Origin of the sequence: Christiangramia qingdaonensis, assembly GCF_048381525.1 — a bacterium.
In the GTDB taxonomy this organism is placed as follows: Bacteria; Bacteroidota; Bacteroidia; order Flavobacteriales; family Flavobacteriaceae; genus Christiangramia.
This window is the reverse complement of sequence record NZ_JBLWIM010000012.1, coordinates 965,397-990,992: the sequence shown is the minus strand read 5'-3', so window position 1 is coordinate 990,992 and position 25,596 is coordinate 965,397. Positions and strand designations below refer to the sequence as shown.

The window sequence follows — 25,596 nt, the reverse complement described above, 5'->3', positions numbered from 1 at the left end:
TTCTATATTCGATCTGAATGAAAAAAAGAATAAAATTCATATTAGTATTTCTAGTGATCGGTCTTAATACAGCGACGGCTCAAAAGACGATTAGATTAGGGTACATTGATATGGAATATATTCTTGAAAATGTTCCGGAATACCAGGAAGCTTCAAAGCAGCTGGAAAGCCGTGTTCAGGAATGGAAAGCGGAAGCTGAAACTAAAATGCGCGCTGTTGAAGCCATGCGATCTAAACTGGATAATGAAAAAGCTCTTTTAACAAGAGAACTTATCGAAGAGCGTGAATCTGAAATTTCCTATATGGAACAACAGGTTCTGGAATATCAGCAAAAGCGTTTCGGTCCCAATGGTGATTACATGATTCAGAAGAAACAATTGGTAAGACCAATTCAGGATCAGGTTTTCACCGCAGTTCAGCAAATTGCTGAGAACAGAAATTTTGATTTTATTTTCGACCGTACTTCAGATGTTGGAATGATCTATGCAGACAAGCAGTATGATGTAAGCGAAACGGTATTAAGGACAATTAAACGTACCGCAAATCGTGAGCAATTAGAGAGCCGTGATGAAGTAGAAGAATTTGAACGTGAAGAAAACAGAACAGTAGAACAGGATGCTGAAGTTACCGAACGGGAAGAACTGGTCAAAGAACGGCAAACTGAACGTGAAGCATTGATTGAAGCCAGAAAAAAGGAACGCGATTCCTTAAAGGCTGCGAGACAACAAGAATTTGAAGAAAGACGTGCAAGGATCTTAGCTGAGAGAGAACGTAAAAGGGACTCTTTGTTAAAAGCACGCGAAACTAAGAATGATACTATAAACTAAATTTAAACTTTAATTTTAACGACGATTACAATGAAACAATTCAGAACACTTTTTATAGCTTTAGCTTTAACGATTGGCGCTACTGCTTTTACAAACGCACAGTCTAAAGTTGCTCATATCGCTACTCAGGAGTTGGTACAGTCACTTCCGGAATACAAGAGTGCAATGGATCAACTTCAGAAACTTGAGAAAACTTACGATGCTGAGATCAAGGATATGTTATCTGAAGCTCAAAGCACAATGCAACGTTACGAAGCTGAAGCTAACACAAAATCTGATGAAGAAAATCAGAAAAGAGGAGCTGAAATTCAGGCTGCTCAAAGAAGAATCCAGGAACACAGCGCAAAAGCGAGACAGGATCTTCAGAAAAAAGAAACTGATCTTCTAAGACCAGTTCTTGAGAAAGTTCGTACGAGCATTCAAAAAGTAGCCAGAGCAAAAGGATATGATTACGTTTTAGACTCTACTACCGGAACAGGGGTTCTTTTAGCTGATGGTTATGATCTAACTCCAGATGTGAAAAAAGATTTAGGACTGTAATCCAATTACATTTCAATAAAATGTTTAAACTGCGTACACTTAGTGCGCAGTTTTTTATTTTTAAGACCTTATGAACAAGTCTCAGCCAATTGGCATTTTTGATTCCGGCGTAGGAGGAACCTCTATATGGAAAGAAATACATGAACTTCTTCCCAACGAGCATACCATCTATTTATCTGATAGTAAGAATGCACCTTATGGCTTGAAAACTCAGAAGGAAATCATAGCACTTTCTATCAAAAACACGGAAAAGCTTCTGGAGCTCAATTGCAAGCTAATCGTCATCGCCTGCAATACTGCTACTACAAATGCTATTAAAGTACTTAGAAGTTCCTACAGAGTTCCTTTTATAGGTATTGAACCCGCTATAAAACCAGCTGCTTTAAAAAGCACCAATAAGGCTATAGGCATTCTGGCTACTCGGGGAACCTTATCAAGTGAACTATTTGCCCAAACCAGCGAATTATACACTAAGGATATACAGGTGGTAGAAGTGGAAGGCAACGGACTCGTGGAACTCATCGAAGCGGGAAAAACGAATACTCCCGAGATGATTGGTTTACTGCAACATTTACTGAAACCAATGCTCGATGCCAGAATAGATTACCTGGTGCTTGGCTGCAGTCATTACCCATATCTAATTCCTGTTCTTCAAGAGATATTGCCAGATACGGTAAAGATCATTGATTCTGGGGAAGCAGTGGCAAAACAAACGAAGATCATTCTTGCCGAAAGAGATTTGCTAAATGATAATCCTGAAGACAGCAGTAACTTATTTTTTTCAAATGCTAATCCTTATGTCCTCTCCTCTATTATTTCTTCGGAAGAGCAGAACTTCAAGGTTGAAACTTTAGATTTTTAATTGTTGATCGCGGGACATTTGCAATCATAACGCTGGCGGCTTTTTCCGAAGTTATAGCCCAATGTGATCTGATGGAATCCTGTATTACTCAATACAAGCGAATTTAGCTGGTAACTGAAGGTGTAGCCAAAAATGAACTTATTGTAATCTATTCCAACAAACGGAGTAATGTAGCGCAATTGCTGATTTGCGATCGCTTCACCATCCCCGGTAACCTCAACACTTTCGAAACTATTTCGATAAGAAACTCCGCCCCATAACCTGCTATTATCCAGTTGATAATAAGCCTTAACATTGGCATCTATCGCCATTTCTTCGGTAGCTTCTCTGGCCTGGAATAATATGGAGGGCTCGTAACTCCAGTCGCTATTACGGTCAAAGCTAAAAACATAACCTGCAGAGAAAAGATACTTTCTCATATTACTTGGCACAGCATCTGAATAGAACAGATCTCTTTTTACTGATAATACGTTCTTTGCTGCAAGATGAAAGTACAGATCATTCACATAATAAGAGGCTCCAATATCTATATTGCCAAAAATATCTGATTGATTATTTCCCACCAAAGGATCAAACCTTGTGAAACCGCTTGTATCAAGTCTATGCTGAATTAATCCAGCGCTAATACCGAATGATAACTGGTTAAGATCGACCGTACTTCGGGAAAACATAAGATGATAAGCAAAAGTAGCGTAGGCACCCAGTTTTGAATAATTCCCGTTTTCATCTCTGAACATGATACCTCCAAGTCCTATTTTGTCTGTAGCTCGAATATTTAGAGCTGCGGTCTGTAAGTTAGGAGCATCCTGCACGTCGAACCATTGCGTTCTACCGGTTACACGAAGTTGATCGTAATTAGAAGCACCAGCCATACTGGGATGGATAAGATAAAGATTATCGGTAAGATAATCTGAATAGGTAGGGATCACTTCCTGCGCGTTCAATGCTGGAGAATCCCACAGCGTAAACGAAGCAAAAGTGCATAAAATCAATTGATAAGAGAGCCGTGAAAGGCTTCTTTTAAGATATCCCCAATTCACCATAAAGGCTGTAAATATATGTATAACGTAGTTTTTCTTTAGTATTTTTGCCAAAAATTTTGAGATGAAAGATTTTAATATCAACATAGTCCCTACAACTACGGCTTCAATTATAAAATTTGAAGCTGACAGGTTTCTGACACGTCATGAAAATTTCGAATTTAAGAATATAGACGAAGCCAAGCGTTCACCGCTGGCCCAGCAATTATTCTATCTGCCTTTTGTTAAAACGGTATATATCGCACAAAATTTTATCGCTATCGAGAAATATGATATTGTGGAATGGAGCGACGTACAACAGGAAGTAGCAGATCAAATCGAAGAATATCTTAACAAAGGTGGCGAAGTGATCAAGGAAGAAAAGACCACCACCGGTAAAGTGCCAGTGACAGTCTATGCTGAAAGCACTCCAAACCCGGCGGTAATGAAATTTGTAGCGAACAAAAAACTCGTTTTGAAATCGATTGAATTTAAGAACATCGATGATGCGAAGAGTGCACCATTGGTTCAGAAATTGTTCCATTTCCCTTTTGTCAAAGAGGTCTTCATTGATGAGAATTATGTTTCGGTTCAAAAATATGAGGTTGCTGGATGGGAAGAGATCACCATGGAACTTCGTGAATTCATTAGAAATTATATCGAGGAAGGAAATGAAGTGCTCACCGCCGAGACTATTCAAACTCAGGAAACTGAAAAGGTTCAGGAGGAAAATGATGATGCAGCCTATAAGGAACTTGACGACACGAGCCAGCAGATTATTGCGATCCTGGATGAGTATATTAAACCTGCAGTGGCCAGTGATGGTGGGAATATCCTTTTTGACAGTTACAATGAAGAAACCAAAACCGTAAAAGTAATCTTACAGGGTGCGTGTAGTGGATGTCCTTCTTCAACGATGACTTTAAAAAGCGGAATCGAAACGATGCTTAGAGATATGCTTCGCGATAAAGTACAATATGTAGAGGCTATCAATGGCTAATCACTTTGATAGTGTATTGTAATAAATAAAAATCCCTTCAGCTTGAAGGGATTTTTTTATTTAGTAATTGGTCTTTCTTGCTTCCTGGTAAAACTCCTGAAAGAGTTGTAGCAGATTCATAGTAGAACCAATTAGATCCTTGGTTTCCAGTAATATTCCGAAGTAAAGCTTCGTATTCCTGGGACTGGATTCAGAAGTTCTGATTCTTTCGATCTGTTTCTGAATAAGATCACTAACATAGTCGAGCAATTCCTGTTTCTCATTCAGCAGGCTATCGATCTTGTCGAACTCGTTGTGATTAAAGGTCAGCATTAGCTCATCAAAAAGAACCTGCAAACGATCATCTACCTTTTTGAGATCCCGAATCTGGTTAAACTTCAGGTTCTTATGATTGTTATGCACGTGGTTGTAGCTATTTCTGGCGATAAAACTAATCGACTGCACCATATCCTGAAGGTAATCCAGGGTAAGAATATAAAACTTACTGGCCTCAACAGAGTTATCATCAAGGGATTTGATAAAATAAAAAATATTGTCTTTAAGTTCATCAACCTCAACCTCCAGCTTTTCAATACGCTTGTAGTTTTTCTTCAGTTTACTTAGATCATAATACCCTAGATGATCGACACTTTTTGAATACACCTTGTCTATACCTGCAATTACTTTGGAAATATTTTCTGAAGTTTCCGCAGTGATCTCATTGATCGTAATGATATCGCTCTTATTGAATTTCTTTTGATCCTTCTCTTTCTTCATTTCTTTTGAATGAAGAATACTACTTCTTACGACCACAACCAGTGCTGCGATAATAAGTACAACCAGGGCTATGGTTCCACCGTAAAAGATAATAGATGCGAAAATTGCAGCGGCCGTGAATGCTACGATCGCAGTTACGAACCAACCTCCAATTACATTCAGCACGCCTGCAACTCGATATACAGCACTTTCGCGATCCCAGGCTCTATCTGCGAGCGATGTTCCCATTGCGACCATAAAAGTCACATAGGTAGTTGAAAGCGGCAACTTCATATTAGTTCCAATAGAAATAAGCACACTGGCTACAACCAGGTTTACTGAAGCTCGAACCATATCAAATGCCGGGGCGTCGACCCTCTTATTTTGCTTATGAGAGGCAGGTTTATTGAATTTATTTTCGATACTATTCTTTAATCCACCCGGTAAAACTGAACTCACCGCACCGCCAATGATCACAGAGTATCGTACGATCCCTCTTGAAAGCCAGTTTGGTTCAAATCTTTCTACGGAATCGCCCTGTCTGGAAAGATTGATCCCGGTATCGACCACAGTTTTTGCTTTACTGGAAAACCAGAGGGTGATTACCATAACTGCTCCGGCACAAACTAACAGGAGTTCGGGAGTATTGACCTTTCCTGAAAGACCGGTCATTAAAAATTCTGATGGCATTGCTCCGGTTGCGTTGTAAGCCGACTGCCATAGATCAAAAGACTGCCAGGCGGCAATGGGAACCCCAATGAAATTGACAAGATCGTTTCCTGCAAATGCAAGTGCCAGTGCAAAAGTTCCAATAATGATAATGATCCTTAGAATATTCAATTTGAGCACACTCATCAAAAACTGTGAGATAAGCGTAAATGCTACAAAACCTATTAATACAATAAACCAAGTGTTGTCATTAATATATGTAAGTGTTTCCGCAGAGATAAAAGAAACACTTTTCAAACCTTTAATTACGATAAAGTAAAGTATAGAAGTAAGGGAGAAACCACCAAAGGCGGCACCCGCATATTTTATCTTTTTCTCGAATTGGAATGAAAATATAAGTCGGGATATATATTGCACAAAGGCTCCAACTATGAATGCAATGACCACGGCGAGTAAGATCCCAATAATGATCTCGGTTGCTTTTGATGAATTAATATAATTCTGCAGTAAACCAAGATCTCCATTATCCTGCGTATAGATCTTAATGACAGCCATACATACGGCAGCCCCAAGAAGCTCGAAAACAATGGATACAGTGGTGGAAGTAGGTAATCCAAGCGAATTAAAAAAGTCCAGCAATAACACATCGGTGATCATTACGGCCATGAAAATAATCATGATCTCTTCGAAGTAGAATTCACCCGGCATGAAAATCCCTTTTCGGGCAACCTCCATGAGTCCGCTGGAAAATATGGCTCCCACGGCTACTCCAATGCTGGCGATGATCATGATCGTTCGCATAGAGACCGCTTTGGACCCTATAGCTGAATTCAAGAAGTTTACGGCATCGTTACTTACTCCAACTACAAGATCTGTAATGGCAAGGGCGAATAGCGCCACAAGCATCACAATGTAAATATCCTCCATATGATAGATCTGTTTTCAATCTGCAAAACTGTAATAATTTAACTGAATCACAGGGGTGTTAAAGTTATTAAAAGATTAATAATATCCGGCAACTGCCGCCACAATCGCCTTAATTTTAGCTTTCTGTATTTCAAATCCACCAAATTAGTGCTATGAAGAAACCTGATCATACGAACCAGCTTATCAATGAAAGCAGTCCTTATCTCCTACAGCATGCACATAATCCGGTAGACTGGCGTCCCTGGAATGATAAATCCCTGGAAGAAGCAAAGGAGAAGAATAAACTACTGCTGATTAGTGTGGGATATTCTGCCTGTCACTGGTGCCATGTAATGGAGCATGAGAGTTTTGAAGATGCTGAAGTAGCTGCAATTATGAATGCAAACTACATATCTGTAAAGGTAGATCGCGAGGAAAGACCAGATGTTGACCAGGTTTACATGAATGCAGTACAGGCAATGACCGGGATGGGAGGCTGGCCAATGAATGTCGTAGCCCTGCCTGATGGAAGACCTGTTTGGGGAGGAACCTATTTTCAAAAGGATCAATGGAAATCTGCTCTTACTCAAATTGCGCATTTATATGAAGAACAACCAGAAAAACTTCTGGAATATGCTGAAAAGCTGGAAGAAGGACTTTCTCAAATGCAGATCATTGAGATTCCTGAGAATGAAAAGAAGTTAGATAAGTCTCTATTTGATGGAATCATATCAAAATGGAAATCAGTTTTAGATCATAAAAATGGTGGCTATAACAGAAGTCCAAAGTTTATGATGCCTTCCAATTATGATTTTCTTTTAAGGTTCGCTCACCAGGAAAAAGACACAGAACTTTTGAAATATGTTAAGCATACATTTAATAAAATATCCTGGGGAGGAGTTTACGATCCTATAGATGGAGGCTTTTCAAGATATTCGGTGGATGAAAAATGGCACGTCCCGCACTTTGAAAAAATGCTATATGATAATGCGCAATTAGTAAGTTCATATGCGAATTTATTTAAACTTACCAGGAATAAATGGTATGCCGATGTAGTTGAGAATACGCTGAAATTCGTGGAAAACGAACTTCAGGACGAATCAGGAGCATTTTACTCTGCACTAGATGCCGATAGCGACAATGGCCAGGGACATTCAGAAGAAGGTGCATTTTACGTCTGGACCAAGAATGATTTAATGGAAATTCTGGAAGACGATTACGAACTTTTTTCAGAAGTCTATCATATCGACGCCTTCGGAAGATGGGAAAAGGATCATTATGTGCTCATTCGAACCCAAAGCCTTGATGAGCTTTCAGCTAAACTCAACTTAAACCGGGAAGAATTAAGCATTAAACTAAAAGAACTTCAGAAAAAACTAGGGTCTGAAAGATCTAAGCGGTCAAAACCCGGACTTGACGACAAATCAATCGCTTCCTGGAATGCAATGATGATCAGCGGATATTGCCATGCTTTCCAGGCGCTGCAAAAAGAAAATTATCTTGTAAAAGCAGAAGCTGCTATGGACTTTATTTTGACGAATTTAGTTCAACCAGACGGCAGACTTTATCATACTTATAAAAATGGAAAAAGCAGTATTAATGCTTATCTCGAAGACTATGCTTTTGTGCTTCAATGCCTACTGGATCTGTATGAGAGCAGTTTCATAGAGTACTACCTGGACAAAGCACAAGAATTACTTGAAATTTTGGAACATGATTTCAAGGATGAGAAGACCGGGCTGTTTTACTTTACTTCATCCAAAGACCGGGCGTTGATCAACCGGATTATTGATGTACAGGATAATGTGATTCCTGCAGCCAATTCAGTAATGGCCCATAATTATTATAAGCTGGGTAAACTTACAGGTAATACTGAGCTCATTGACAGATCAGAAAAAATGTTGCAGGCAGTGCTTCCGGGTATTAGCGACTATGCACAATCCTACTCGAACTGGTTGCTTTTATTACTGAATTTCACACATCCTTTCTACGAGGTTGCCATCACCGGAGACAATTCAGAAGAACTTGCGAAAGGATTTCAGCAGCAATATTTACAAAATAAAGTACTGGCTGCTTCTAAAAGCAAATCGGATCTCGCAATTTTATACGATCGTCACAAGTCTAGCGAATCATTAATTTATATTTGCAAACATGGAAATTGTCAGCTTCCAGTGCAGAAACTAAGTGACGCTTTAGGGCAGATACAGTAATTTTAACATAAAATAAACAGGATATGGTCTCTATTTTTTTAGAATAGCGGATTGAACTTAAATTAAAAAAAAAGAATGGACAAGTTGAATAACTACGGCGAAATCGCAAAAGAATACGCGAACAAGTTTATCGATTACCTCCCTACGCTAATCGGTGCGATCGTGCTGCTACTTGTAGGACTTTGGATAATAAAACTCATTGTGAAATATTTAAAGAAACTATTCGACAAGAAGGATTACGATCCAACTCTAGAAAAGTTCACTGTAAACGCTGCCAGTTGGGGTCTCAAGGTATTACTTTTTGTGCTGGTCATCACACAACTTGGTGTGGAGAGTGCATCGCTCGTAGCTGCAATTGGTGCTGCAGGTCTGGCCATTGGTCTTGCTTTGCAGGGATCGCTTTCCAATCTTGCCGGTGGAGTGCTTATAATAGTTCTAAAACCATTTAAAGTTGGAGATTGGATCGAAGCACAGGGAGTTTCCGGTAGTGTAGTAGAGATCTCTTTATTTTACACGAAGCTTGACACTTTTGGGAACCAGAGAGTGGTAATTCCAAATGGTGAACTAAGTAATGATAATATCACGAATTACAGTTTCAACAAAACCCGTAAGGAGAATCTAAGCTTCGGAATTTCTTATGATGATGATATCAAGAAAGCAAAAGAAGTGCTCACAAATATGGTAATGGAACAAGAGAAGATCCTTAAGGATCCAGCACCGCAGATCATTGTTTCTGAACTTGGAGATAGTTCAGTTAACTTCTCTGTTCGATATTTTGCTGAATTGCCAGACTTCTGGGATCTACACTGGTATATGATCGAGGAAGGTAAAATTAGACTTGAGGAGGCTGGAATGACCATTCCTTATCCACAAAGGGATGTTTACCTGTACGATCAAACTAAAATGAGAGGAACTGAAAGAGATAAAAGATCGGCAGAATAATTAACCGATCATAAAATCTTTGAGATAATAGGGCTCAAAATAAGCGACATCTTCGGTGTCGCTTTTTTGGTACTTTACCTCAGCGATCTCTGCCATTTCTGAAGCCGAAGGGAACTTTTGTTCGTGGAAAACTGCATTTTCAGAAGAGATGATCTCCCTGAATTTTGCCACTCCATTCCCAATAAAATGCACTTTAGATTTCTGAAGATATTCCGAAAAAGAGGTTTGATCTAAAATCTGAGCATTCGTATCACGGACCTGGCTTAGATCCTGAGAAAAAACAGCAGCATAAACTTCCATTCTTCTGGCATCAAGCATAGCGATTTTCATTCCGGGTTCATTCTTTAATTGATGCACCAGCAGGTCCAGCGTAGGAACCGAGATCATTGGTATATTAAGGGAAAAACATAATCCTTTGGCAGCAGAAACTCCAATTCTTAAACCTGTATAAGAACCTGGCCCCTTGCTAACTGCAATTGCATCCAGATCCTGAAGAGTCTTCCCAGCTTCCTTCAATACATCCTGAATGAACAGATGTAGCTTTTCAGCATGTGAATAACCTTTGGTATTATCTTCCTTTAGACCGATTAGTTTCCCATTAAGAGAAAGACCAACTGAGCAGTTGGTCGTTGCAGTTTCAAGACATAATATAGTCGCCAAATCTTTAAAATTTATTCAGCCTCTTCTTCCTCCGTCTTTTCTTTTTTCACCTCGATATCATCTCCGGTATTAAGGTTTTTAGTAACGGTATTGTAAGGGCCAGTGATTACTACATCACCTTCTTTCAGACCTTCTGTGATCTCGATTTGAGAGTCATCCTGAATTCCAGTTTGTACCACGCGAAGTTTAGCTTTTTGTCCGTCTTTTACAAATACACATTCAAATTTTTCAGTTCCTTCAGTAGCTGGAGTAGTTCCGTAAGTCTTTTTAGTCGATGTAGTATCAGATTTAATAACGATCGAGCTAATTGGAACTCCAATTACATTCATTCTCTTATTCGTGATAATATCTACTGTAGCAGTCATTCCTGGTCTGAATGGAGAATAACTCTCCGGCTTCCCTTCCATCAGGTCTTCGTAAGACTCCTTCAGAATACGAACTTTTACCTTAAAATTAGTTACCTGATCTGTGGTTAAGGTATTATCTGCAGTGTTAGAAATTTCAGTAACGATTCCTTTAAAATCTTTTCCAAGGTACGCATCTACTTCCACAATCGTAGAGTCACCTACCGCAACTTTTACGATATCATTTTCATTTACATCAACCTCAACTTCCATATTGTCCAGGTTTGCTACCCGAAGAATTTCAGTCCCGGCCATTTGCTGAGTACCTACAACTCTTTCTCCAAGTTCTGCATCCAGTTTTGAGATCGTACCGCTCATTGGAGCATAAATATTGGTACGTCCAAGATTATCGGTCGCTTCAGTTACCGTAGCAGCGCTACTTTGCATACTGTAGTAAGCAGATTCTTTATTAGCTTCTGCCATCTCATAATTTGAAACGATCCCGTCCCATTCAGCTTTTGAGATCACACCTTTTTCAAACAAAGTTTTGTTACGATTATAATCAGCTTCAGCCTGTTTCAAATTTGCCTGTGTCTGGGCAAAATTTGCTTTGGAATTTGAATAACTTGCTCTGGCTCTCTGTACGCTGGACTGGTATATATCAGGGTTTACTTTTACTAAAAGGTCTCCTTTTTCTACTAACTGACCTTCAACGATTGGTAATTCAATGATCTCTCCGGAAACTTCTGAAGAAAGTTTTACCTCAACCTCTGGCTGAATTTTACCTGTTGCCGATACGGTTTCGATAATATCTACCGGTTCAATTTCAGTGATCTCCACTTCTTTGATGTTGGCGGAACTTCCAAACCAACCGGATTTTTTACCGATAACTAGTACAACGATTAAAACGATGATGATCCCAAGGATGATGAAAAGCTTCTTCTTATTCATTATTTACAGTTTTAAATCCCTAACCGGAATTCCAAAATAAAGTTCTACAACTTTTAATTTAAAAATATAATCGTATTTGGCTCTTAGTGCCTCTCTTTGTGTATTCTCAAAACGAATCTTAGCCTGGCTAAAATCGAACGCGTTGGTAAGACCAACATCATAACGCTCTGTGGCATATTCAAATGCTTTCTCCTGAGCTTCAGAAGCTACCAAAGCAGCTTCATAGGCTTCGAAAGCTCCTTTTGCATCAGTATATGCCTGGTAAACATTCGCTTCCAGATCAAGTTCAGCCTGCTCCAACTGGAATTCAGCTCTTTTCACATTGATCTGATTTCTTTTTACGGCATTTCTGGTGGCAAAGCCATTTAAGAATGGAACGCTTAACTGGAAACCATAACTTATCCCGTCATTTCTATATAACTGATCGAAAAATGGCAACGGACTTCCTAGCGTTGGTATTGTATTAGGAGCCACTACAACCTGCTCTGTATCCTGCACCAAACCAATTTGTCTTGTAGGTTCGGTTGGATCCAGCACGGCACCTGTTATTCTGCCCTGTCCTGTTTCCCTTGTATTATAGTTAAAGAAAGCACCTAAGGTTGGCAGGTAAGCTCCTTTAGCTAAAGCAACATCCTGCTCTGCAAGATCTCTGTTAGCTTCCGCTATTTTTAATTCTGAACGTTCTTCCTTTGCTTTCTCGATCACATCGTAAACAGAGTTCGCAAGAATCTCATTTCCGAAGACCGCGTAATCACGATCCACGATATCGAAACTTTGATAATCTCTTATTCCTAAAGTTTGTGCTAAACCTATAAGTGATATTTGTATCTGGTTTTCAGCAAGAATGATTCGTTGCTTCTCATCTGCCATGGTAGCTTTAATCTCCAGAAGGTCACCCTGAGGCAATACTCCTGCTTCAACCAGATCCTGAGTTCGGGTTAATTGTTCTTTGGTAACTTCATTCTGAGCCTGTAGAACATCAAGATTTTGTTTGCTGAACAATACCTGCAAGTAGGCATCTGCAACAAACAATGCTATATCATCTTCCATTTTATCCAGAGAGTACTGGCTGGCCAGTCTAGAGATCTTAGCTCTTTGTAATTGTTTGAAATTTCGAAGTCCGTCAAAAATTGTAAGACCAGCAGTTAAATTCGCAGAGAAGTTTCTTACTGTTTGATTCTGAAGGATTCCCGTGGTAACATTCTGAGTAAGACCGGTATTCCATGCATTGGTAGCCTGACCGTTAATACTTGGAATAAAATTACCCAGTGCATCCAGTTTCTCAATTTCGGAGAGTTCAAGATCAAGTTCAGATTGTTTAACCTGAATATTATTTTGCAATGCGTACTCCACACATTCTTCCAGTGTCCACTCTTTCTGCTGCGCATTCATCATTCCGCAGAAAAGAAAAAGGGTAAAAAGTAAACTATAATTCTTCATAATATAATTCTGTATGATATGTCTGTAAAAGGTACAGGTTGTTACACCCAAAAATTAAAATTCTAGTTTTGAGCTATGTTTGTTGGAGCTTTAAGTTGGTTCCAAACCTTGATTTTATCGCCCATTTTCAGGCCTTCGGTCACCTCTACATTAATTCCGTCACTTACTCCAAGTTCAATTTCCCTGCGTTCAAATTCCTGGTCACCGGTCATGATCTCTACATATGGCTTCTTGGTCTCATCATCAAATTGCACAAGCGCTTCCTTGATCGCAAGTACATCTGTAGCTTTGGCAAGAATGATAGATGCGTTCGCACTAAGCCCGGCTCTAATAAATGTAGTATCTGCTTTATTAAGAGTTCCCTTAATCTCAAATTGTATCGCCCCGTTCTCCTCTACTCCTTTTGGAGCTATATAATCAAGTACAGCATCGAAAGATTTATTTTCAATCGCACCAACGGTTACTTCAAGCGGAAGATCTTCCTTGATCTTTCCAACTTCACTCTCATCAACTTTCCCTTCAAAGATCATCTCGTTCACATCGGCAAGCGTTGCGATCGTGGTCCCATCGTTGAAATTGTTACTTTCAATTACCTGGTTTCCAGTCTTCACGGGAACATCCAGCACCATCCCCTCTACAGTGGAACGTATAAGGGTATTTGCTGCACTTCCAATTCCACTGGTGGTTCCGGTTCTTACGATCTCATAATTTTGTTGTGCTGAACGATAGTTTTGCTCACTTCTCTGGTAAGAAACTTCAGCTGCATCATAATCGTTGGCAGAGATCACGCCTTTATCATAAAGCTCCTTCTGTCTTTGATAAACTTTCTTTTCGTTATCAAGGTTAATACGGGCAGTTGCCACGTTATCTTTCGCGCTTTGCAGTGATGATACATTTGGAATTACGCGAATTTTGGCAATTAGATCCCCTTGTTTGATCTTATCACCAGCCTCGATGTATATTTCATCGATGATTCCTGAAATATTTGGCTTAATAAGCACTTCTTCCTTCGGAACAATTTTTCCGGTAGCTACAGTTTTCTTGATAATAGTTTGTTCTGAAGGTTCCTCGGTTTCATAGACAACTGGATCTTCTTCACTTTTTTGATAGAGATAATAAAGCGCCCCTACAAAGGTCACCGCTATTAAAACTAAAATTCCGATGGTTACAAATTTTTTCATTTCTTGATTGTGTTTCTATTTACTAACTATTCAGTACGCAGAGCATCCACAGGTTTTACTTTGATGGCGTGCTGCGCAGGTATAAGACCGGCCAAAAGACCAGAGATTATTAAAATACTAAGGGCTACGATCACTACTCCCAGGTCTACGGAAGGGTTTAAAAACATCATCTCTGAAGTGTCCATCTGGTCCAGTTGTAAATTGACCAGCCAGATCACCCCGGTAGCAAGAATGATCCCACTCATTCCTGAAATGATGGTAAGAAAAATGGACTCCATCAGGATCTGCCCTCTTATAGACCATGGTGTTGCTCCAAGTGCTCTTCGTACTCCTATTTCATTGGTACGCTCTTTTACAACAATGAGCATAATATTGCTAATCCCAATAATTCCTGAAAGCAAGACCAGAACTCCTACGAAATAGGCTACAGCTTTAAGCGCTACAAAAAGTCCGTTTACTTTGGAAAATTCCTGGTAGAGGTCAAAATTACCTACTGCGCGATCATCTTCCGGATGTATTTTATGACGTTCCTTGACCAGATCGATAATATCTCCCTTAAGTGCTGTGATACTATTATTGTCTTTTGCGGTGATAGCCATCCAGCCAACTTTGTTCCCACGATTAAAGGCCTGGGAAAAAGCTGTAAAAGGAACAAATATTTCCTTCTGACCTTCCTCGGCGTCACCACCTCGACTTTTCTTCTTGTAAGTTCCAATCACCATGAAATTTACTCCACTAATCTTGATATAAGTCCCAAGCGGATCTTCGCCCTTGTCGTAAAGCGCAGCTAACACACCGGTTCCAATCACCGCAACTTTCCTTTTCTGATCGATATCTGAATGATTTATGAACCTTCCGGTGGTAATATCCATGGGTTCCTGCTGAATAATTTCCGGATAATCTCCGTACACATTGAAAGCACCGGTATTTAAGCCACGCACCACGTTATTGTCTCCACCAAAACCACCAAGCTGATTTCTAGGCGAAACAAACCTTAAGTCTGGTATTTCCCTTTTGATAGCCGCCACATCTTCTACTTCAAAGCTGTAGAATCTTCCTTTCGGCATTCCTTTATACGGTCTTGAAGCTACCTGTGTCCACATGAACATAGTGTTGGTTGCAGTACCGCCAAATCCCTGCTTTACTCCATTTTCCAATCCTTTTCCTGCAGCAAGCAGGATTACAAGGATAAATATTCCCCATAAGACTCCAAAAGCAGTCATCAGGGTTCTAAACCAATTCGAGGTTAGCGCTTCTATAATTTCATTCCAACGATCTCTGCTAAACATACTATTCGTCTCTTAGTGCTACAATTGGTTTGATCCTGGCTGCTCTCCAGGCCGGGAAGAATCCCGCCAGTGCTCCTGCTATTACCAGAATAAACACCGTATTAATCGCTACTGTGAAATTAACGGTTGGGTTATAAATATATTGGGTTTCGATCATAGGTCCCACAAACTCCAGTAGTGCGAGACTAAATATGAGTCCGAGGAAACCTGCAATAGCTGTTACAAAAATCGATTCATGAAGTACCATTCCAATAATTGAAAGTGGCTGAGCTCCTAATGCTTTCCTTACGCCGATTTCACGGGTTCGTTCTTTCACGATAATAAGCATGATATTACTAACACCAACAACTCCCGCGATAATGGTACAAACACCAACACCCCAGAAGAATAATTTGATCATATCCATTAAAGTGAAAAAGCGTTTCGCATTTTCCAGCGAGTTATTTACGTAGATGGCACTATTATCATCTGGTGCAACCGTATGGCGCTCCTTTAAGAACTGGTCCAGTTCTGCAGTAAATTGTGTGGAGGCAGCTACCGACTTGTCAAAATCATCTTCAGGTTTGAGGGTAAGATACATTCTGGCTATATCATTTCCACCACCAAAAGCTTTCTGAGCAGTGGTAATAGGAATTATAGCACGGGATTCTTCACGTTCTCCTCCGGGATCGGTATAAACCCCAACAATTTTAAAGTTCACTCCGGAAACCTGCACATATTTACCAATAGGATCTTCATCCTTAAACAGATCAAGCTTGATTCGCTGACCTATAACCATATTCTTTTCTGAATTATCAAGGTCTGAGATATTGATAAATCGACCTGTAGTAAGAGTGTTGTTTTCCAGAACCTGGTAGCTGGGAAAACTTCCGTAGACCTGATAGGAACCAGATTCTTTTCCGTAGGTGAGCACCTGTCCCCATTGTTGATATAGCGAAGCGCTTTTATCAAGTTTATCTCCGTAAAGTCTTAGGATCTGATCGTAGTCTTCATTCTTAAACTGAATCCGTCTACCCGGGTTCAGTCCTTTATATTCTTTGGAGGTCATTCCTGGATAAACCAGCATTAAATTTGAAGCATCCTGCTCAAATTCACGAGCTATACCATTTCTCATTCCTTCCCCAATTCCAAGTAGGATTACCAGGATAAAAATTCCTGATGCTACTGAAAGTCCGGTTAAGAATGTGCGTAACTTATTTTTTCGGATGGTTTCGAAGATCTCATCCCAACGATCCAGATCAAACATTTTCTGAAGCTCTTATTTGTGAAACCAAAGTATCTTCAATGATCAAACCGTCCTTAAGATTTACGATCCTTTTAGTCATCTGGGCGATATCATTTTCATGAGTTACCACCAGTATGGTTCTTCCTTCATCATTGATCTGCTGAATGAGATCCATCACTTCATAAGAAGTTTTTGTATCTAGAGCACCTGTAGGCTCATCGGCCAGCAAGACTTTTGGATCACTCGCCAGTGCTCTCGCAATGGCAACACGTTGCTTCTGTCCACCTGAAAGTTCATTAGGTAAATGGCCAGCCCATTTAGCCAGGCCTACCTTCTCCAGGTAACTCATCGCTTTGTCCATACGTTCACCGCGAGGCAAACCCTGGTAATAAAGTGGAAGTGCTACATTATCCAATGCAGACTTATAGCTTATCAAATTGAAAGACTGAAAGATAAAACCCAGAAACTTATTCCGATACTTCGCTGCTTGTTTCTCGCTAAGCCCCTTGATAGGCACTCCATCGAGAATGTAGGAGCCTTCATCGGCTTCATCCAGCATTCCCAGTATATTTAGCAATGTAGATTTCCCGGAACCTGAAGAACCCATAATGGAAACGAGTTCACCTTCAGCAACTTCGAAATTGATCCCTTTGAGCACGTGTAATGAATTCGCACCCATTTTATAGGATTTGTGAAGATTGGTAATATTGATCATGATTGATGGTTATTAAACAGAAGAACCTGTCTTCTATTCAATAAGACTATCAAAAAAATGAAATGTTACAATAATGTTAGGGAAAGTATGATTCTTAAACTTAAGTTTACAGTAGACAGAATCTAAGCTTCTTCTTTTTCTCTTCGCTTCCAGGTGCGATAAATGAAATAACCAATTCCACCGATAAGCAGATATGGGAAAATCATAAGATATAGAATACCATCATTAATTCCCTTTGCGGTACTTTGATCACCTTCACTTTCCAGCACGGCGCGACACATGGAGCATTGCGCTTCAGCAGTTTCAGGAATTAAAAGAAAGGCTGCAAATAGAATGCTTAGAATAAGTAGTTTCTTCATCTTCAGTCTCTTGATCTCACCAAATTAAAAATTTCCGAAGAGAATTAATAATACGGCATCATAAATAAAAATACCAGTACACCAGTTACGGCTACATATAACCAGATTGGGAATGTCCATCTTGCTATCTTCGAGTGCTTATTATATTCGCCACTCAAACCTCTATACATTGTAAATAAAACCAGCGGCACTATGATTCCGGATAATATGATATGGGAAACAAGAATGAAGAAATAGACGTATCGCAAAACTCCCTCTCCTCCATAAGGCACCGGTTCATTACTGATTTTTGAAAGCACATAACTTACCAGGAAAACTACAGAAAGGCCAAATGCGGCGATCATAGTATTTCTGTGTGCTAAAAAATTATCTGCCTTCATGAAGAAATAGCCAACAACCAGTAAAATTGCAGTTAGGAAATTCAGCACGCCATGAAAAAGCGGAAATGTTATCGAATCAGTTCCAAAGATGTTGTAACGCTCAGGTAGCAACATAAGAACTACAACGATGGCAGGAACAGCGATAGAGAGTCCTATGATCACAGGAACGGCGATCTTATCTGAAGTGTTCAAAGAAGTTTTCAAAGTAAGTTATTTATATCTTCAATTAATATTTCGATCTGCGGTTCTTCCTGGTCTCCAGTAACCGACTTATTTCGTTCTACAGAACCACGATAATAGATGATTGGATTTCCAAAATCATCGGTTCTTGACCTTATATAACCTTCCTTATCTACTAAAGCGAACCAGCCCTGATGGGCAAATCCTCCAGCTACAGATGCATCTTCCCCGGCATATATTCCAAAACCTTTATTCGCCACCTCGTAAATCTTTTCGCGATCTCCAGTGAGCAGGTTCCAGTCTGGATCTGTAATTCCATACTTATCGGCATACTCTGTGAGCACTTCTGGAGTATCATGCTCTGGATCAATAGAAAATGAGGCAATCCCAAAATTGGAAGCATCTTCAAACTCATCCTGTATTTCAACTAGATTTTTGTTCATAATTGGGCAAATGGTAGGACAGGTTGTAAAAAAGAATTCTGCCACATATACTTTACCCGCGTAATCTTTGTTGGTGATCGTATCGCCGTCCTGGTTTACAAAACTAAATTGAGGTGCTTTTTTTCGCTCTCCGTCAATTTCAAGATAAACCAAAGGAACATCGGTTTTAGTACGCTTTTTATTGGTTGTTTTATTCAGGCGATCTGCTTTAACGATCTCATCATCACTAATCCTGTCTATGATCTTCGGAATAAAAATAATCCCGAAAACCAGGATGATCAGTGAAATTCCTATATATGAGTAGTTTTTCATTAGATCTTATCGTTTCGATTATTACGCTTTAAAGCCAGACGATATTCTGCAAGGATAACTTTTACGTCATCGTTCATCTTGTTATTGAGCTCTGCAACATCACGTGAATCATAACCATAAAGCTCACCGTGATCTTCATCGTCATCACGCCCACGAAGATTACGATCTTTATCGACGATATAAACATAAGGTGTGTATTGATCCTTATCAAGTTTATGCGGACTGGCGAAACTTTCAAAGACTGTTTCTATCTCTTCAGAAGTGGCATAAGCTATTTTCCATTTTGAAGATTCACTAATCTTTTTAAATTCTTCAATAAAGTTCCCTGTATCTTCTTTAGTTTCCGAAGGAAGAATTAGAACAAATTGAAAATCGTCGAAGTCGTAATATTTTTCAAGTATCTTTTTATCGAGATTGAAGGTATTACCCTTAATTTTTTCAAGATCTGATCCAAAGAAAGCGACAACTGTGATATGCTCATCAAAACTAAGAACACTATCGGTATTGGTTTCCATTCCTGATATATCGGTTACATTTTCTGTGAGCACAGGTAACCTGGCGAAGTTGTTCTTGCCAGAAGCAAAGAACAAGTATGCGGTGATTGGAAGGGCGAATAAAATACCAAGAACTAGAAACTTCTTCATAGCAATGAGATGCTTTACAGACGGGTACAAAAATAAAAAGACGGTTTTATAAAACCGCCTTTTCCTATGCTTTTAACTTTTGTTAGAAGTCCCAGGCTACATGCCCGCTCTTATACACTTCGTAGATATATCCACCTTCAGTAAGAAGGATGAAAATAAGATAAGATATAAGGAAAATAGACGTCCAGACGATCGATCTTCTAAGTCCCTTGGTTTCATGTTCAAGGTGCATAAAAGACCAGGCGATATAATACGCTTTATAGATAGTAAGCAGGATAAATATCCAGTTAAGTAATCTCATTCCTAAAAACATAGTGTCTGTTAGGAAAGCAGGCTTAATAATTCCAAGAATTACTTCTGCGATTGTTACTACTGAAAGTATTGCGAAAACAAACCAGATCCTTTTAGTTGCAGATCCTTCGTGTGTTGTATCGTGAGCCATAATAATTTATTTCAGAATTAAACCAGGTAAAAGAATGTAAATACAAATACCCAAACTAAGTCTACAAAGTGCCAGTAAAGACCAACTTTTTCCACCATTTCGTAACTTCCTCTTCGTTCGTAAGTTCCAATAACTACATTAAAGAAGATAATAATATTGATGATAATCCCGGAAAGCACGTGGAATCCGTGAAAACCAGTAATAAAGAAGAAAAAGTCTGCAAATAGTGGTGGGCCATACTCGTTTTGAGTAAGGTTTGCACCTTCTACAGTCCCAATAGCTTCAGCGTCCAGCTTAGCCAGAGACTCATCTCTGCTTAGGATGGTTTTCTCGTTATCTTCAGTAAATGTTTGTGTTCTAATTAGCAGATCTTCATTAGCTGCAAAACCAGCTTTGATCTCATCAAGTGAATAGGTTGGCAGATCAGCTCCGGAATCAAACCAGATCCCGTTGTTAGCTTCATGTTCTACTCTATCGCCTTCAATTGGAATTGCGATCTCAGATAACGCTACACGATGACCTTCACCATCTACGAATTGAAGGATGTTACCACCTTTAGTAGTTACAGCTCCATATTCTCCGCTAATAAAGTTCTTCCACTCCCAGGCTTGTGATCCTACGAATATGATTCCACCAATAATGGTAAGAAACATATATAGCGTAACCTTCGCTTTCTTCATATGATGCCCTGCATCTACGGCAAGTACCATAGTCACAGAAGAAAATATTAAAATGAACGTCATTAACGCCACATAATACATTGGAGCGTCTACTCCATGCAAGAACGGGAAGTGATTGAATACCTCATCGGCTATTGGCCAGGAATCAATAAATTTAAAGCGTGAAAAACCATAAGCGGCAAGAAATCCTGAAAATGTTAAAGCATCAGATAGGATGAAGAACCACATCATCATCTTACCGTAACTAGCTTTTAGTGGATCATTACCACCACCCCAGGTTTTTCCTTCAGTGCCTGTTCTAACAACAGTAGCCTCCATAGAAGTGTTTTAATGTTAAAGGATGCGCAAAAATACGCAATTTTATTATTTAAAGAAATATAAAAAGATAATCAGGCAAATCCACAGAAAATCAACAAAGTGCCAAAAAGTTGCACCAAGCTCAAATCCAAGCATTTGACCTGCATTATAACGTTGTTTAAAATGGTTATAAATTAACACTAAAAGTACTATCAATCCTATCGCCAGGTGGGCTAAATGCGCCAGCACCAAAACATAGATAAAAGATGTTGTGATCGTACTCTCACTACCGGTAAAATAATAACCGGATTGCACTATTTCTGAAAAGCTGTAGAACTGGAAAACCACGAATAAAATTGCCAGAATCAAAGTTCCAATCAAGAACGCCGAGGCATTTTTACGATTCCCAGATCTTATCGCCTGTTTTGACAGCCAGAGTGTGATACTACTCCCTACGATCACCAGTGTGCTCCAAAGAAATGAAACTGGAAGTTCAAAGTCGGTTAGCCAGTCTGGTCTATTCTTACTCACCACATAAGCACTGGTCAAACCTGCAAAGGTCATAACCATACTTATAATCCCGAACCAAAGCATCATTTTCTTTGCACGGGCCTGTTTCATTTCGTCTGATCCCTGTGTTAAATCCATTGTCTAATAAATTTATCGAGTACATATACAATTTGCAGCAACGTGATATAGGACACACTTGCAAACATTAGTTTCTTTGCCGCTTCAGCAGTTTTCTCTTTGAAAAGCCTGATCGCGTAATACATCATTCCAAGTCCCAGCAGTAAGATTATGACTCCGGAAACCGGGGTCAGATACAACTTACCGGTAACTCCGAAAACGGGAATTAGCGACACCATGATCGTCCAGCAGGTATATAATATAATCTGAACTGCCGTTCCACGATCACGTTTTCCAGTAGGAAGCATAAAGAATCCACCTTTTTTATAATCATCAAACAACCACCAACCAATTGCCCAGAAGTGTGGGAACTGCCAGAAGAATTGGATCATAAACAAAGTACCTGGTTCTATACTAAAACTTCCCGATGCCGCCACCCAACCTAACATAAATGGGATGGCTCCTGGAAATGCCCCAACAAATACCGCCAAAGGCGTTTTCGTTTTCAATGGTGTATAAAGACTCACATACATGAAGATGCTTATCGCACCGAACATTGCGGTCTTTGGATTGATCACATATAAAACAATCAAACCCAGAACAGTAAAAATACTTGCGATAGTAAATGCTGTAGTGACAGACATTCTTCCTGCTGGCAGCGGACGGTTTTTCGTGCGATCCATTAGACTATCCAGGTTTCTTTCTATGATCTGGTTATACGCATTACTCGCTCCTACCATAAGATAACCACCAATGGCAAGTAAAGTAACAGTCACAAAATCTATGGAATCTGCACCTAAAAAATAACCCGCCACAGAGGAGAAAACCACACTAATAGCCAGCCTCATCTTAGTAATTTCCTTAAAATCTGAGAGTATGGAAGCGCTGGGATTATGTACGCGAGTGTTGCTCAAAAAAGCTTTTTTTTAACTTGTGCAAAGATACTCCTTAATTAGGTTTTGGCAAGGCTGGCAATGTGTTAATTTTCAGGGATAAAAAGACTAGTAATCGAAATACCAGTTGAAAATATCTGTACGCAATCCAAAGTTGATCCAGGTCGTGGAAATTTCAGAATTTAAAGCAGTATTCACCTGAGGATTAAAGTCACTGTAGATGAAATTAGCAAACAGTTTTAAGTTCGTAGTTGGATTCACGATATAGCCTGCTTCTAGTTCAGAATAAAATGAGTTCGTTGTATTTCCCTGCCCTATTTCTACCCCGGTTTCAAATGGGCGGGCCTCTTCGCTTCTGTATAGATCCTGACCGTAATAAGCTCCGTCTTCAGAAAAATCAAAACCGCGCTTTCCAAGAATCAGTTTCGCACTCCCATAATACCTATCTTTTCTATATCGTGCGATTCCTACAAACTCTCTGAAATTCGCACCCCACAAATGAGACATGGACTGGTTGTTATGTGCATAGTTCAGCGTAATAGAATTATGAGAATAAGTATATGGGCGCACCTGGTTATATTCAGCCTGAAGGTAAAGATCATCTACTTTGAAAGCGTTGAAATACTTTAAACCAAGTTGAAAACCAAGCTTATTCTTCCAGCTTCCTTCTCCTCCAAAAACATCGGTTGAAGAAAATTCGTCAATTAACCACTGTCCATACGTATACATCTGGTTCGATATCTTGTATTTCCCTGTTAGTCCTATAATCGCGTTTCCACCATCGGCTCCCGTAGCGAATTCTATCGCGCGATAAAAGATCACAGGGTTCAAATAATTCAAATCAAAACCACGATCGTTGTCATTCTCCCACATAACCGACTCAAAGAATCCAAGATTAAGACGTTTGGTAAGATTCAGACTCAAATAATGATTTGCGATATATTTTGTTCTGAAGGAGCCGCTATTGGTAACTTCCGGACGAACATCTCTTAGAGACATCCAGGTATTTGTATATTTTATCTTCCAGAACTTGGTATTCAGCTTCAAATAAGGATAAGGAGAAGGATTGTCACTTAATAAAAGTGATCGATATCCATCACCAATAAAGTTATTGCCATGTCCAAACTGGATATTTATAAATTCTGAAGGAGTAAAGGATAAGTAACCTTCTGCAACCGGGTAGTCATACCCATCATTCATAAAAGTTTTAGCTATTCCTCTACCCGGTACGATCGCCGGATCACCTCCGGCAGGACGTATAGATTCAGCAAAATCATTATAATACTGAGCAAATCTTCCCTGGCTTTCATAGATGACTGAATAAAAATTGAACTTTTTACCTAAACCTCCCTGTACAATAAATTCACGGGTATTGTTATACGTAAATTCATGCTCTGTCTGTTCAAAATCCTTTCCTATTTGCAAATCAAATCCAGGATCTATGGTAAACCAGTAATCATCAGTCTGAAACCTAACCAGGTGCTCATTCCAAAGTTTTCGCCCTGCATATGTATTTCGATCCTGCAGCATTTCCTGTCTTTCAGCTTCAAAATCATAGTATTTATTGACCTCTGCAAACATTAGCGGTTTAGAAGCCGAATGAGAATTAAGACCTATTTGATTGATCTCAGCATCAAATCTACTATAATATTCATGTGATAGCGGAATATTGATCTGACTGCTATATCGCGGCTGAGTAAAATCATCAGACTTTATTCTCTCATATTCTTCAAGAATATTGGAGTCCATGGATTCTTTCTCCTGGGCAACTACTTCTTTATTATTTTCTTCGGAAATATCTTCGACAGGATACAAGGCTGAGCTGGAATCAAGCGGTAGTTTCAGTGGCATCTTAAACTGCATATGAATCGCTCTGCCGTTGTAGGTAGCAGGTTTTAACTGCGGAAGACCTGCAAACACCCTTCTCACTTCTGTCTTTAGATCTTCGTATGCAGCATCCAGATAAATAACTTGAAAAACACCATCTTCATCAACCTCAAAAACTATGGTGATTTTACCGGTATAGTTTTCCTGCATTAAAGATTGCGGTAGCCTGAATTCATCTTTGAACTTCGCGAGGAAGGTATTCTTAAAACAACTTTCCTGATTTGCATAAGTAACATTGGAGCATTCTTCAAATTCCGGATAGAGTTCAGAAATTATACTCGAATCCTGGGCTAAAACACTTAGACAGAAAAATGTAAAAACAAGAAGCAGGCAATACTTCATAGGTAAGTAGCAGGTTAAATGGTGCTGTAATATACATAAAACAGAAGTATCCCAAAATAAAAAATCCCGGACATAGCCGGGATTTATATGATATTGAGTGGATACTTAGTCCTGCACTTTAAAAGCAATTGGAAGGGAGTACATAACGCCTACCGGTTTTCCACGCTGCTTACCAGGCTTCATCTTAGGAAGACTGTTAATTACTCTAGCAGCTTCTTTCTCAAGTCTAGGGTGTGGAGCACGAGCTCTTACCTGACCAATATTACCTTTTTCATCAATTCTAAACTGAACGATCACACGGTTGATACCAGAAAGCCCTAACTCAGAACCAAGATCTGTATCAAACTCCTTGTTCACATACTTACTGATCTTTTCACTCATACAAGCTTTACGCTCGTTGTTGTTCTTTAGATTTTCACATCCCGGGAAGATCGGCACATCTTCAATAACCGCGAACGGCACATCAGCTACCTCTTCTTCTTCAACAGCCTCAACAACTTCTTCTACTTCAACGATCTCATCAAGATTGGTTTCTGTAGACTGGATCTCATCCTCTTCCACTTCTTCCTCATCTTCTACAACCTCGATAACTTCC

General features: G+C 39.5%; 25 protein-coding genes. 6 read left to right on the top strand and 19 right to left on the bottom strand.

Annotation, left to right across the window (positions count from 1 at the left end; all coding sequences use genetic code 11):
- The first annotated feature begins 17 nt into the window (after positions 1-17).
- The 3 genes from ACNI3T_RS09530 to murI all read left to right on the top strand — a co-directional run bounded on the left by ACNI3T_RS09530 (position 18) and on the right by murI (position 2,229).
- Positions 18-827, top strand: a complete 810-nt coding sequence (locus ACNI3T_RS09530; RefSeq protein WP_418227589.1) for an OmpH/Skp family outer membrane protein — start codon at positions 18-20, stop codon at positions 825-827.
- A 30-nt stretch (positions 828-857) separates the two neighbouring features.
- Complete coding sequence (locus ACNI3T_RS09525) at positions 858-1,367, top strand: OmpH/Skp family outer membrane protein (protein ID WP_322301095.1); 510 nt, start codon at positions 858-860, stop codon at positions 1,365-1,367.
- Positions 1,368-1,437: 70 nt separating this feature from the next.
- A complete protein-coding gene (gene murI, locus ACNI3T_RS09520; RefSeq protein WP_418227588.1) occupies positions 1,438-2,229 on the top strand; it encodes a glutamate racemase in 792 nt (263 codons plus the stop codon).
- Here the strand turns inward: murI and ACNI3T_RS09515 are convergent.
- The gene (locus tag ACNI3T_RS09515; RefSeq protein WP_418227587.1) at positions 2,226-3,323 is read right to left on the bottom strand and encodes a PorP/SprF family type IX secretion system membrane protein; all 1,098 of its coding nucleotides are present in this window, start codon (positions 3,321-3,323) and stop codon (positions 2,226-2,228) included. The genes murI and ACNI3T_RS09515 overlap by 4 nt on opposite strands.
- A 10-nt stretch (positions 3,324-3,333) precedes the next feature.
- On the opposite strand from ACNI3T_RS09515, the gene ACNI3T_RS09510 reads away from it, so the two are divergent.
- Entirely contained in the window at positions 3,334-4,248 is a 915-nt protein-coding gene (locus tag ACNI3T_RS09510) for a NifU family protein (RefSeq protein ID WP_418227586.1), read from the top strand.
- A 60-nt stretch (positions 4,249-4,308) separates the two neighbouring features.
- Here the strand turns inward: ACNI3T_RS09510 and ACNI3T_RS09505 are convergent, their stop codons facing one another.
- Entirely contained in the window at positions 4,309-6,579 is a 2,271-nt protein-coding gene (locus tag ACNI3T_RS09505) for an inorganic phosphate transporter (RefSeq protein WP_418227585.1), read from the bottom strand.
- 152 nt (positions 6,580-6,731) lie between these two features.
- On the opposite strand from ACNI3T_RS09505, the gene ACNI3T_RS09500 reads away from it, so the two are divergent.
- Positions 6,732-8,768, top strand: coding sequence for a thioredoxin domain-containing protein (locus ACNI3T_RS09500; RefSeq protein ID WP_418227584.1), 2,037 nt, complete (start codon positions 6,732-6,734; stop codon positions 8,766-8,768).
- Positions 8,769-8,843: 75 nt separating this feature from the next.
- Positions 8,844-9,710, top strand: coding sequence for a mechanosensitive ion channel family protein (locus tag ACNI3T_RS09495; RefSeq protein ID WP_418227583.1), 867 nt, complete (start codon positions 8,844-8,846; stop codon positions 9,708-9,710).
- On the opposite strand, the gene tsaB is transcribed toward ACNI3T_RS09495, so the two are convergent.
- The 17 genes from tsaB to ACNI3T_RS09410 all read right to left on the bottom strand — a co-directional run.
- Entirely contained in the window at positions 9,711-10,370 is a 660-nt protein-coding gene (gene tsaB, locus ACNI3T_RS09490) for a tRNA (adenosine(37)-N6)-threonylcarbamoyltransferase complex dimerization subunit type 1 TsaB (protein ID WP_418227582.1), read from the bottom strand. It lies immediately after the preceding gene.
- Between the two features lie 11 nt (positions 10,371-10,381).
- Positions 10,382-11,665 (bottom strand): efflux RND transporter periplasmic adaptor subunit, encoded by a 1,284-nt coding sequence (locus ACNI3T_RS09485; protein WP_418227581.1) that lies wholly within the window; start codon positions 11,663-11,665, stop codon positions 10,382-10,384.
- Between the two features lie 3 nt (positions 11,666-11,668).
- A complete protein-coding gene (locus tag ACNI3T_RS09480) occupies positions 11,669-13,105 on the bottom strand; it encodes a TolC family protein (protein ID WP_418227580.1) in 1,437 nt (478 codons plus the stop codon).
- 62 nt (positions 13,106-13,167) lie between these two features.
- Complete coding sequence (locus tag ACNI3T_RS09475; protein WP_418227579.1) at positions 13,168-14,286, bottom strand: efflux RND transporter periplasmic adaptor subunit; 1,119 nt, start codon at positions 14,284-14,286, stop codon at positions 13,168-13,170.
- Between the two features lie 26 nt (positions 14,287-14,312).
- On the bottom strand, positions 14,313-15,575 hold the full coding sequence (locus ACNI3T_RS09470; RefSeq protein ID WP_418227578.1) for an ABC transporter permease: 1,263 nt from the start codon (positions 15,573-15,575) through the stop codon (positions 14,313-14,315).
- Between the two features lies 1 nt (position 15,576).
- Positions 15,577-16,821 carry an ABC transporter permease gene (locus ACNI3T_RS09465; protein WP_418227577.1) on the bottom strand — a complete coding sequence of 415 codons (1,245 nt, stop codon included), beginning with the start codon at positions 16,819-16,821 and terminating at the stop codon, positions 15,577-15,579.
- On the bottom strand, positions 16,814-17,515 hold the full coding sequence (locus ACNI3T_RS09460; protein ID WP_322301107.1) for an ABC transporter ATP-binding protein: 702 nt from the start codon (positions 17,513-17,515) through the stop codon (positions 16,814-16,816). The genes ACNI3T_RS09465 and ACNI3T_RS09460 overlap by 8 nt, the downstream gene beginning before the upstream one ends.
- A gap of 122 nt (positions 17,516-17,637) precedes the next feature.
- Positions 17,638-17,874, bottom strand: coding sequence for a hypothetical protein (locus ACNI3T_RS09455; RefSeq protein WP_322301108.1), 237 nt, complete (start codon positions 17,872-17,874; stop codon positions 17,638-17,640).
- A 44-nt stretch (positions 17,875-17,918) separates the two neighbouring features.
- Positions 17,919-18,458 (bottom strand): DUF420 domain-containing protein, encoded by a 540-nt coding sequence (locus ACNI3T_RS09450; protein WP_418227576.1) that lies wholly within the window; start codon positions 18,456-18,458, stop codon positions 17,919-17,921.
- The gene (locus tag ACNI3T_RS09445) at positions 18,455-19,189 is read right to left on the bottom strand and encodes an SCO family protein (protein WP_418227575.1); all 735 of its coding nucleotides are present in this window, start codon (positions 19,187-19,189) and stop codon (positions 18,455-18,457) included. Before ACNI3T_RS09445 ends, ACNI3T_RS09450 begins: the two co-directional genes overlap by 4 nt.
- Positions 19,189-19,833 (bottom strand): hypothetical protein, encoded by a 645-nt coding sequence (locus ACNI3T_RS09440; RefSeq protein ID WP_418227574.1) that lies wholly within the window; start codon positions 19,831-19,833, stop codon positions 19,189-19,191. The genes ACNI3T_RS09445 and ACNI3T_RS09440 overlap by 1 nt, the downstream gene beginning before the upstream one ends.
- Positions 19,834-19,915: 82 nt before the next feature.
- Positions 19,916-20,275: a cytochrome C oxidase subunit IV family protein gene (locus tag ACNI3T_RS09435; protein ID WP_322301112.1), complete on the bottom strand. Its 360-nt coding sequence runs from the start codon at positions 20,273-20,275 to the stop codon at positions 19,916-19,918.
- A 17-nt stretch (positions 20,276-20,292) separates the two neighbouring features.
- The gene (locus ACNI3T_RS09430) at positions 20,293-21,273 is read right to left on the bottom strand and encodes a cytochrome c oxidase subunit 3 (protein ID WP_418227573.1); all 981 of its coding nucleotides are present in this window, start codon (positions 21,271-21,273) and stop codon (positions 20,293-20,295) included.
- Between the two features lie 45 nt (positions 21,274-21,318).
- Entirely contained in the window at positions 21,319-21,900 is a 582-nt protein-coding gene (locus tag ACNI3T_RS09425) for a cytochrome c oxidase subunit 3 (RefSeq protein ID WP_418227572.1), read from the bottom strand.
- Positions 21,891-22,793 (bottom strand): heme o synthase, encoded by a 903-nt coding sequence (gene cyoE / locus ACNI3T_RS09420; RefSeq protein WP_322301115.1) that lies wholly within the window; start codon positions 22,791-22,793, stop codon positions 21,891-21,893. The genes ACNI3T_RS09425 and cyoE overlap by 10 nt, the downstream gene beginning before the upstream one ends.
- Positions 22,794-22,880: 87 nt before the next feature.
- Positions 22,881-25,001: a gliding motility protein RemB gene (locus ACNI3T_RS09415; protein ID WP_418227571.1), complete on the bottom strand. Its 2,121-nt coding sequence runs from the start codon at positions 24,999-25,001 to the stop codon at positions 22,881-22,883.
- Between the two features lie 105 nt (positions 25,002-25,106).
- The coding region (locus tag ACNI3T_RS09410) for an energy transducer TonB (protein ID WP_418227570.1) at positions 25,107-25,596 on the bottom strand (490 nt) is incomplete at its 5' end.

What these genes read in the sequence shown, in the direction of transcription:
- ACNI3T_RS09425 (WP_418227572.1), bottom strand. Translation starts at nt 21,900, where the DNA reads ATGGATTTAACACAGGGATCAGACGAAATGAAACAGGCCCGTGCAAAG.
- ACNI3T_RS09470 (WP_418227578.1), bottom strand. Translation starts at nt 15,575, where the DNA reads ATGTTTAGCAGAGATCGTTGGAATGAAATTATAGAAGCGCTAACCTCG.
- ACNI3T_RS09480 (WP_418227580.1), bottom strand. Translation starts at nt 13,105, where the DNA reads ATGAAGAATTATAGTTTACTTTTTACCCTTTTTCTTTTCTGCGGAATG.
- ACNI3T_RS09435 (WP_322301112.1), bottom strand. Translation starts at nt 20,275, where the DNA reads ATGGCTCACGATACAACACACGAAGGATCTGCAACTAAAAGGATCTGG.
- murI (WP_418227588.1), top strand. Translation starts at nt 1,438, where the DNA reads ATGAACAAGTCTCAGCCAATTGGCATTTTTGATTCCGGCGTAGGAGGA.
- ACNI3T_RS09475 (WP_418227579.1), bottom strand. Translation starts at nt 14,286, where the DNA reads ATGAAAAAATTTGTAACCATCGGAATTTTAGTTTTAATAGCGGTGACC.
- ACNI3T_RS09500 (WP_418227584.1), top strand. Translation starts at nt 6,732, where the DNA reads ATGAAGAAACCTGATCATACGAACCAGCTTATCAATGAAAGCAGTCCT.
- ACNI3T_RS09505 (WP_418227585.1), bottom strand. Translation starts at nt 6,579, where the DNA reads ATGGAGGATATTTACATTGTGATGCTTGTGGCGCTATTCGCCCTTGCC.
- ACNI3T_RS09525 (WP_322301095.1), top strand. Translation starts at nt 858, where the DNA reads ATGAAACAATTCAGAACACTTTTTATAGCTTTAGCTTTAACGATTGGC.
- ACNI3T_RS09445 (WP_418227575.1), bottom strand. Translation starts at nt 19,189, where the DNA reads ATGAAAAACTACTCATATATAGGAATTTCACTGATCATCCTGGTTTTC.
- ACNI3T_RS09460 (WP_322301107.1), bottom strand. Translation starts at nt 17,515, where the DNA reads ATGATCAATATTACCAATCTTCACAAATCCTATAAAATGGGTGCGAAT.
- ACNI3T_RS09455 (WP_322301108.1), bottom strand. Translation starts at nt 17,874, where the DNA reads ATGAAGAAACTACTTATTCTAAGCATTCTATTTGCAGCCTTTCTTTTA.
- ACNI3T_RS09430 (WP_418227573.1), bottom strand. Translation starts at nt 21,273, where the DNA reads ATGGAGGCTACTGTTGTTAGAACAGGCACTGAAGGAAAAACCTGGGGT.
- ACNI3T_RS09510 (WP_418227586.1), top strand. Translation starts at nt 3,334, where the DNA reads ATGAAAGATTTTAATATCAACATAGTCCCTACAACTACGGCTTCAATT.
- ACNI3T_RS09465 (WP_418227577.1), bottom strand. Translation starts at nt 16,821, where the DNA reads ATGTTTGATCTGGATCGTTGGGATGAGATCTTCGAAACCATCCGAAAA.
- ACNI3T_RS09415 (WP_418227571.1), bottom strand. Translation starts at nt 25,001, where the DNA reads ATGAAGTATTGCCTGCTTCTTGTTTTTACATTTTTCTGTCTAAGTGTT.
- ACNI3T_RS09530 (WP_418227589.1), top strand. Translation starts at nt 18, where the DNA reads ATGAAAAAAAGAATAAAATTCATATTAGTATTTCTAGTGATCGGTCTT.
- ACNI3T_RS09440 (WP_418227574.1), bottom strand. Translation starts at nt 19,833, where the DNA reads ATGAAGAAGTTTCTAGTTCTTGGTATTTTATTCGCCCTTCCAATCACC.
- ACNI3T_RS09485 (WP_418227581.1), bottom strand. Translation starts at nt 11,665, where the DNA reads ATGAATAAGAAGAAGCTTTTCATCATCCTTGGGATCATCATCGTTTTA.
- ACNI3T_RS09495 (WP_418227583.1), top strand. Translation starts at nt 8,844, where the DNA reads ATGGACAAGTTGAATAACTACGGCGAAATCGCAAAAGAATACGCGAAC.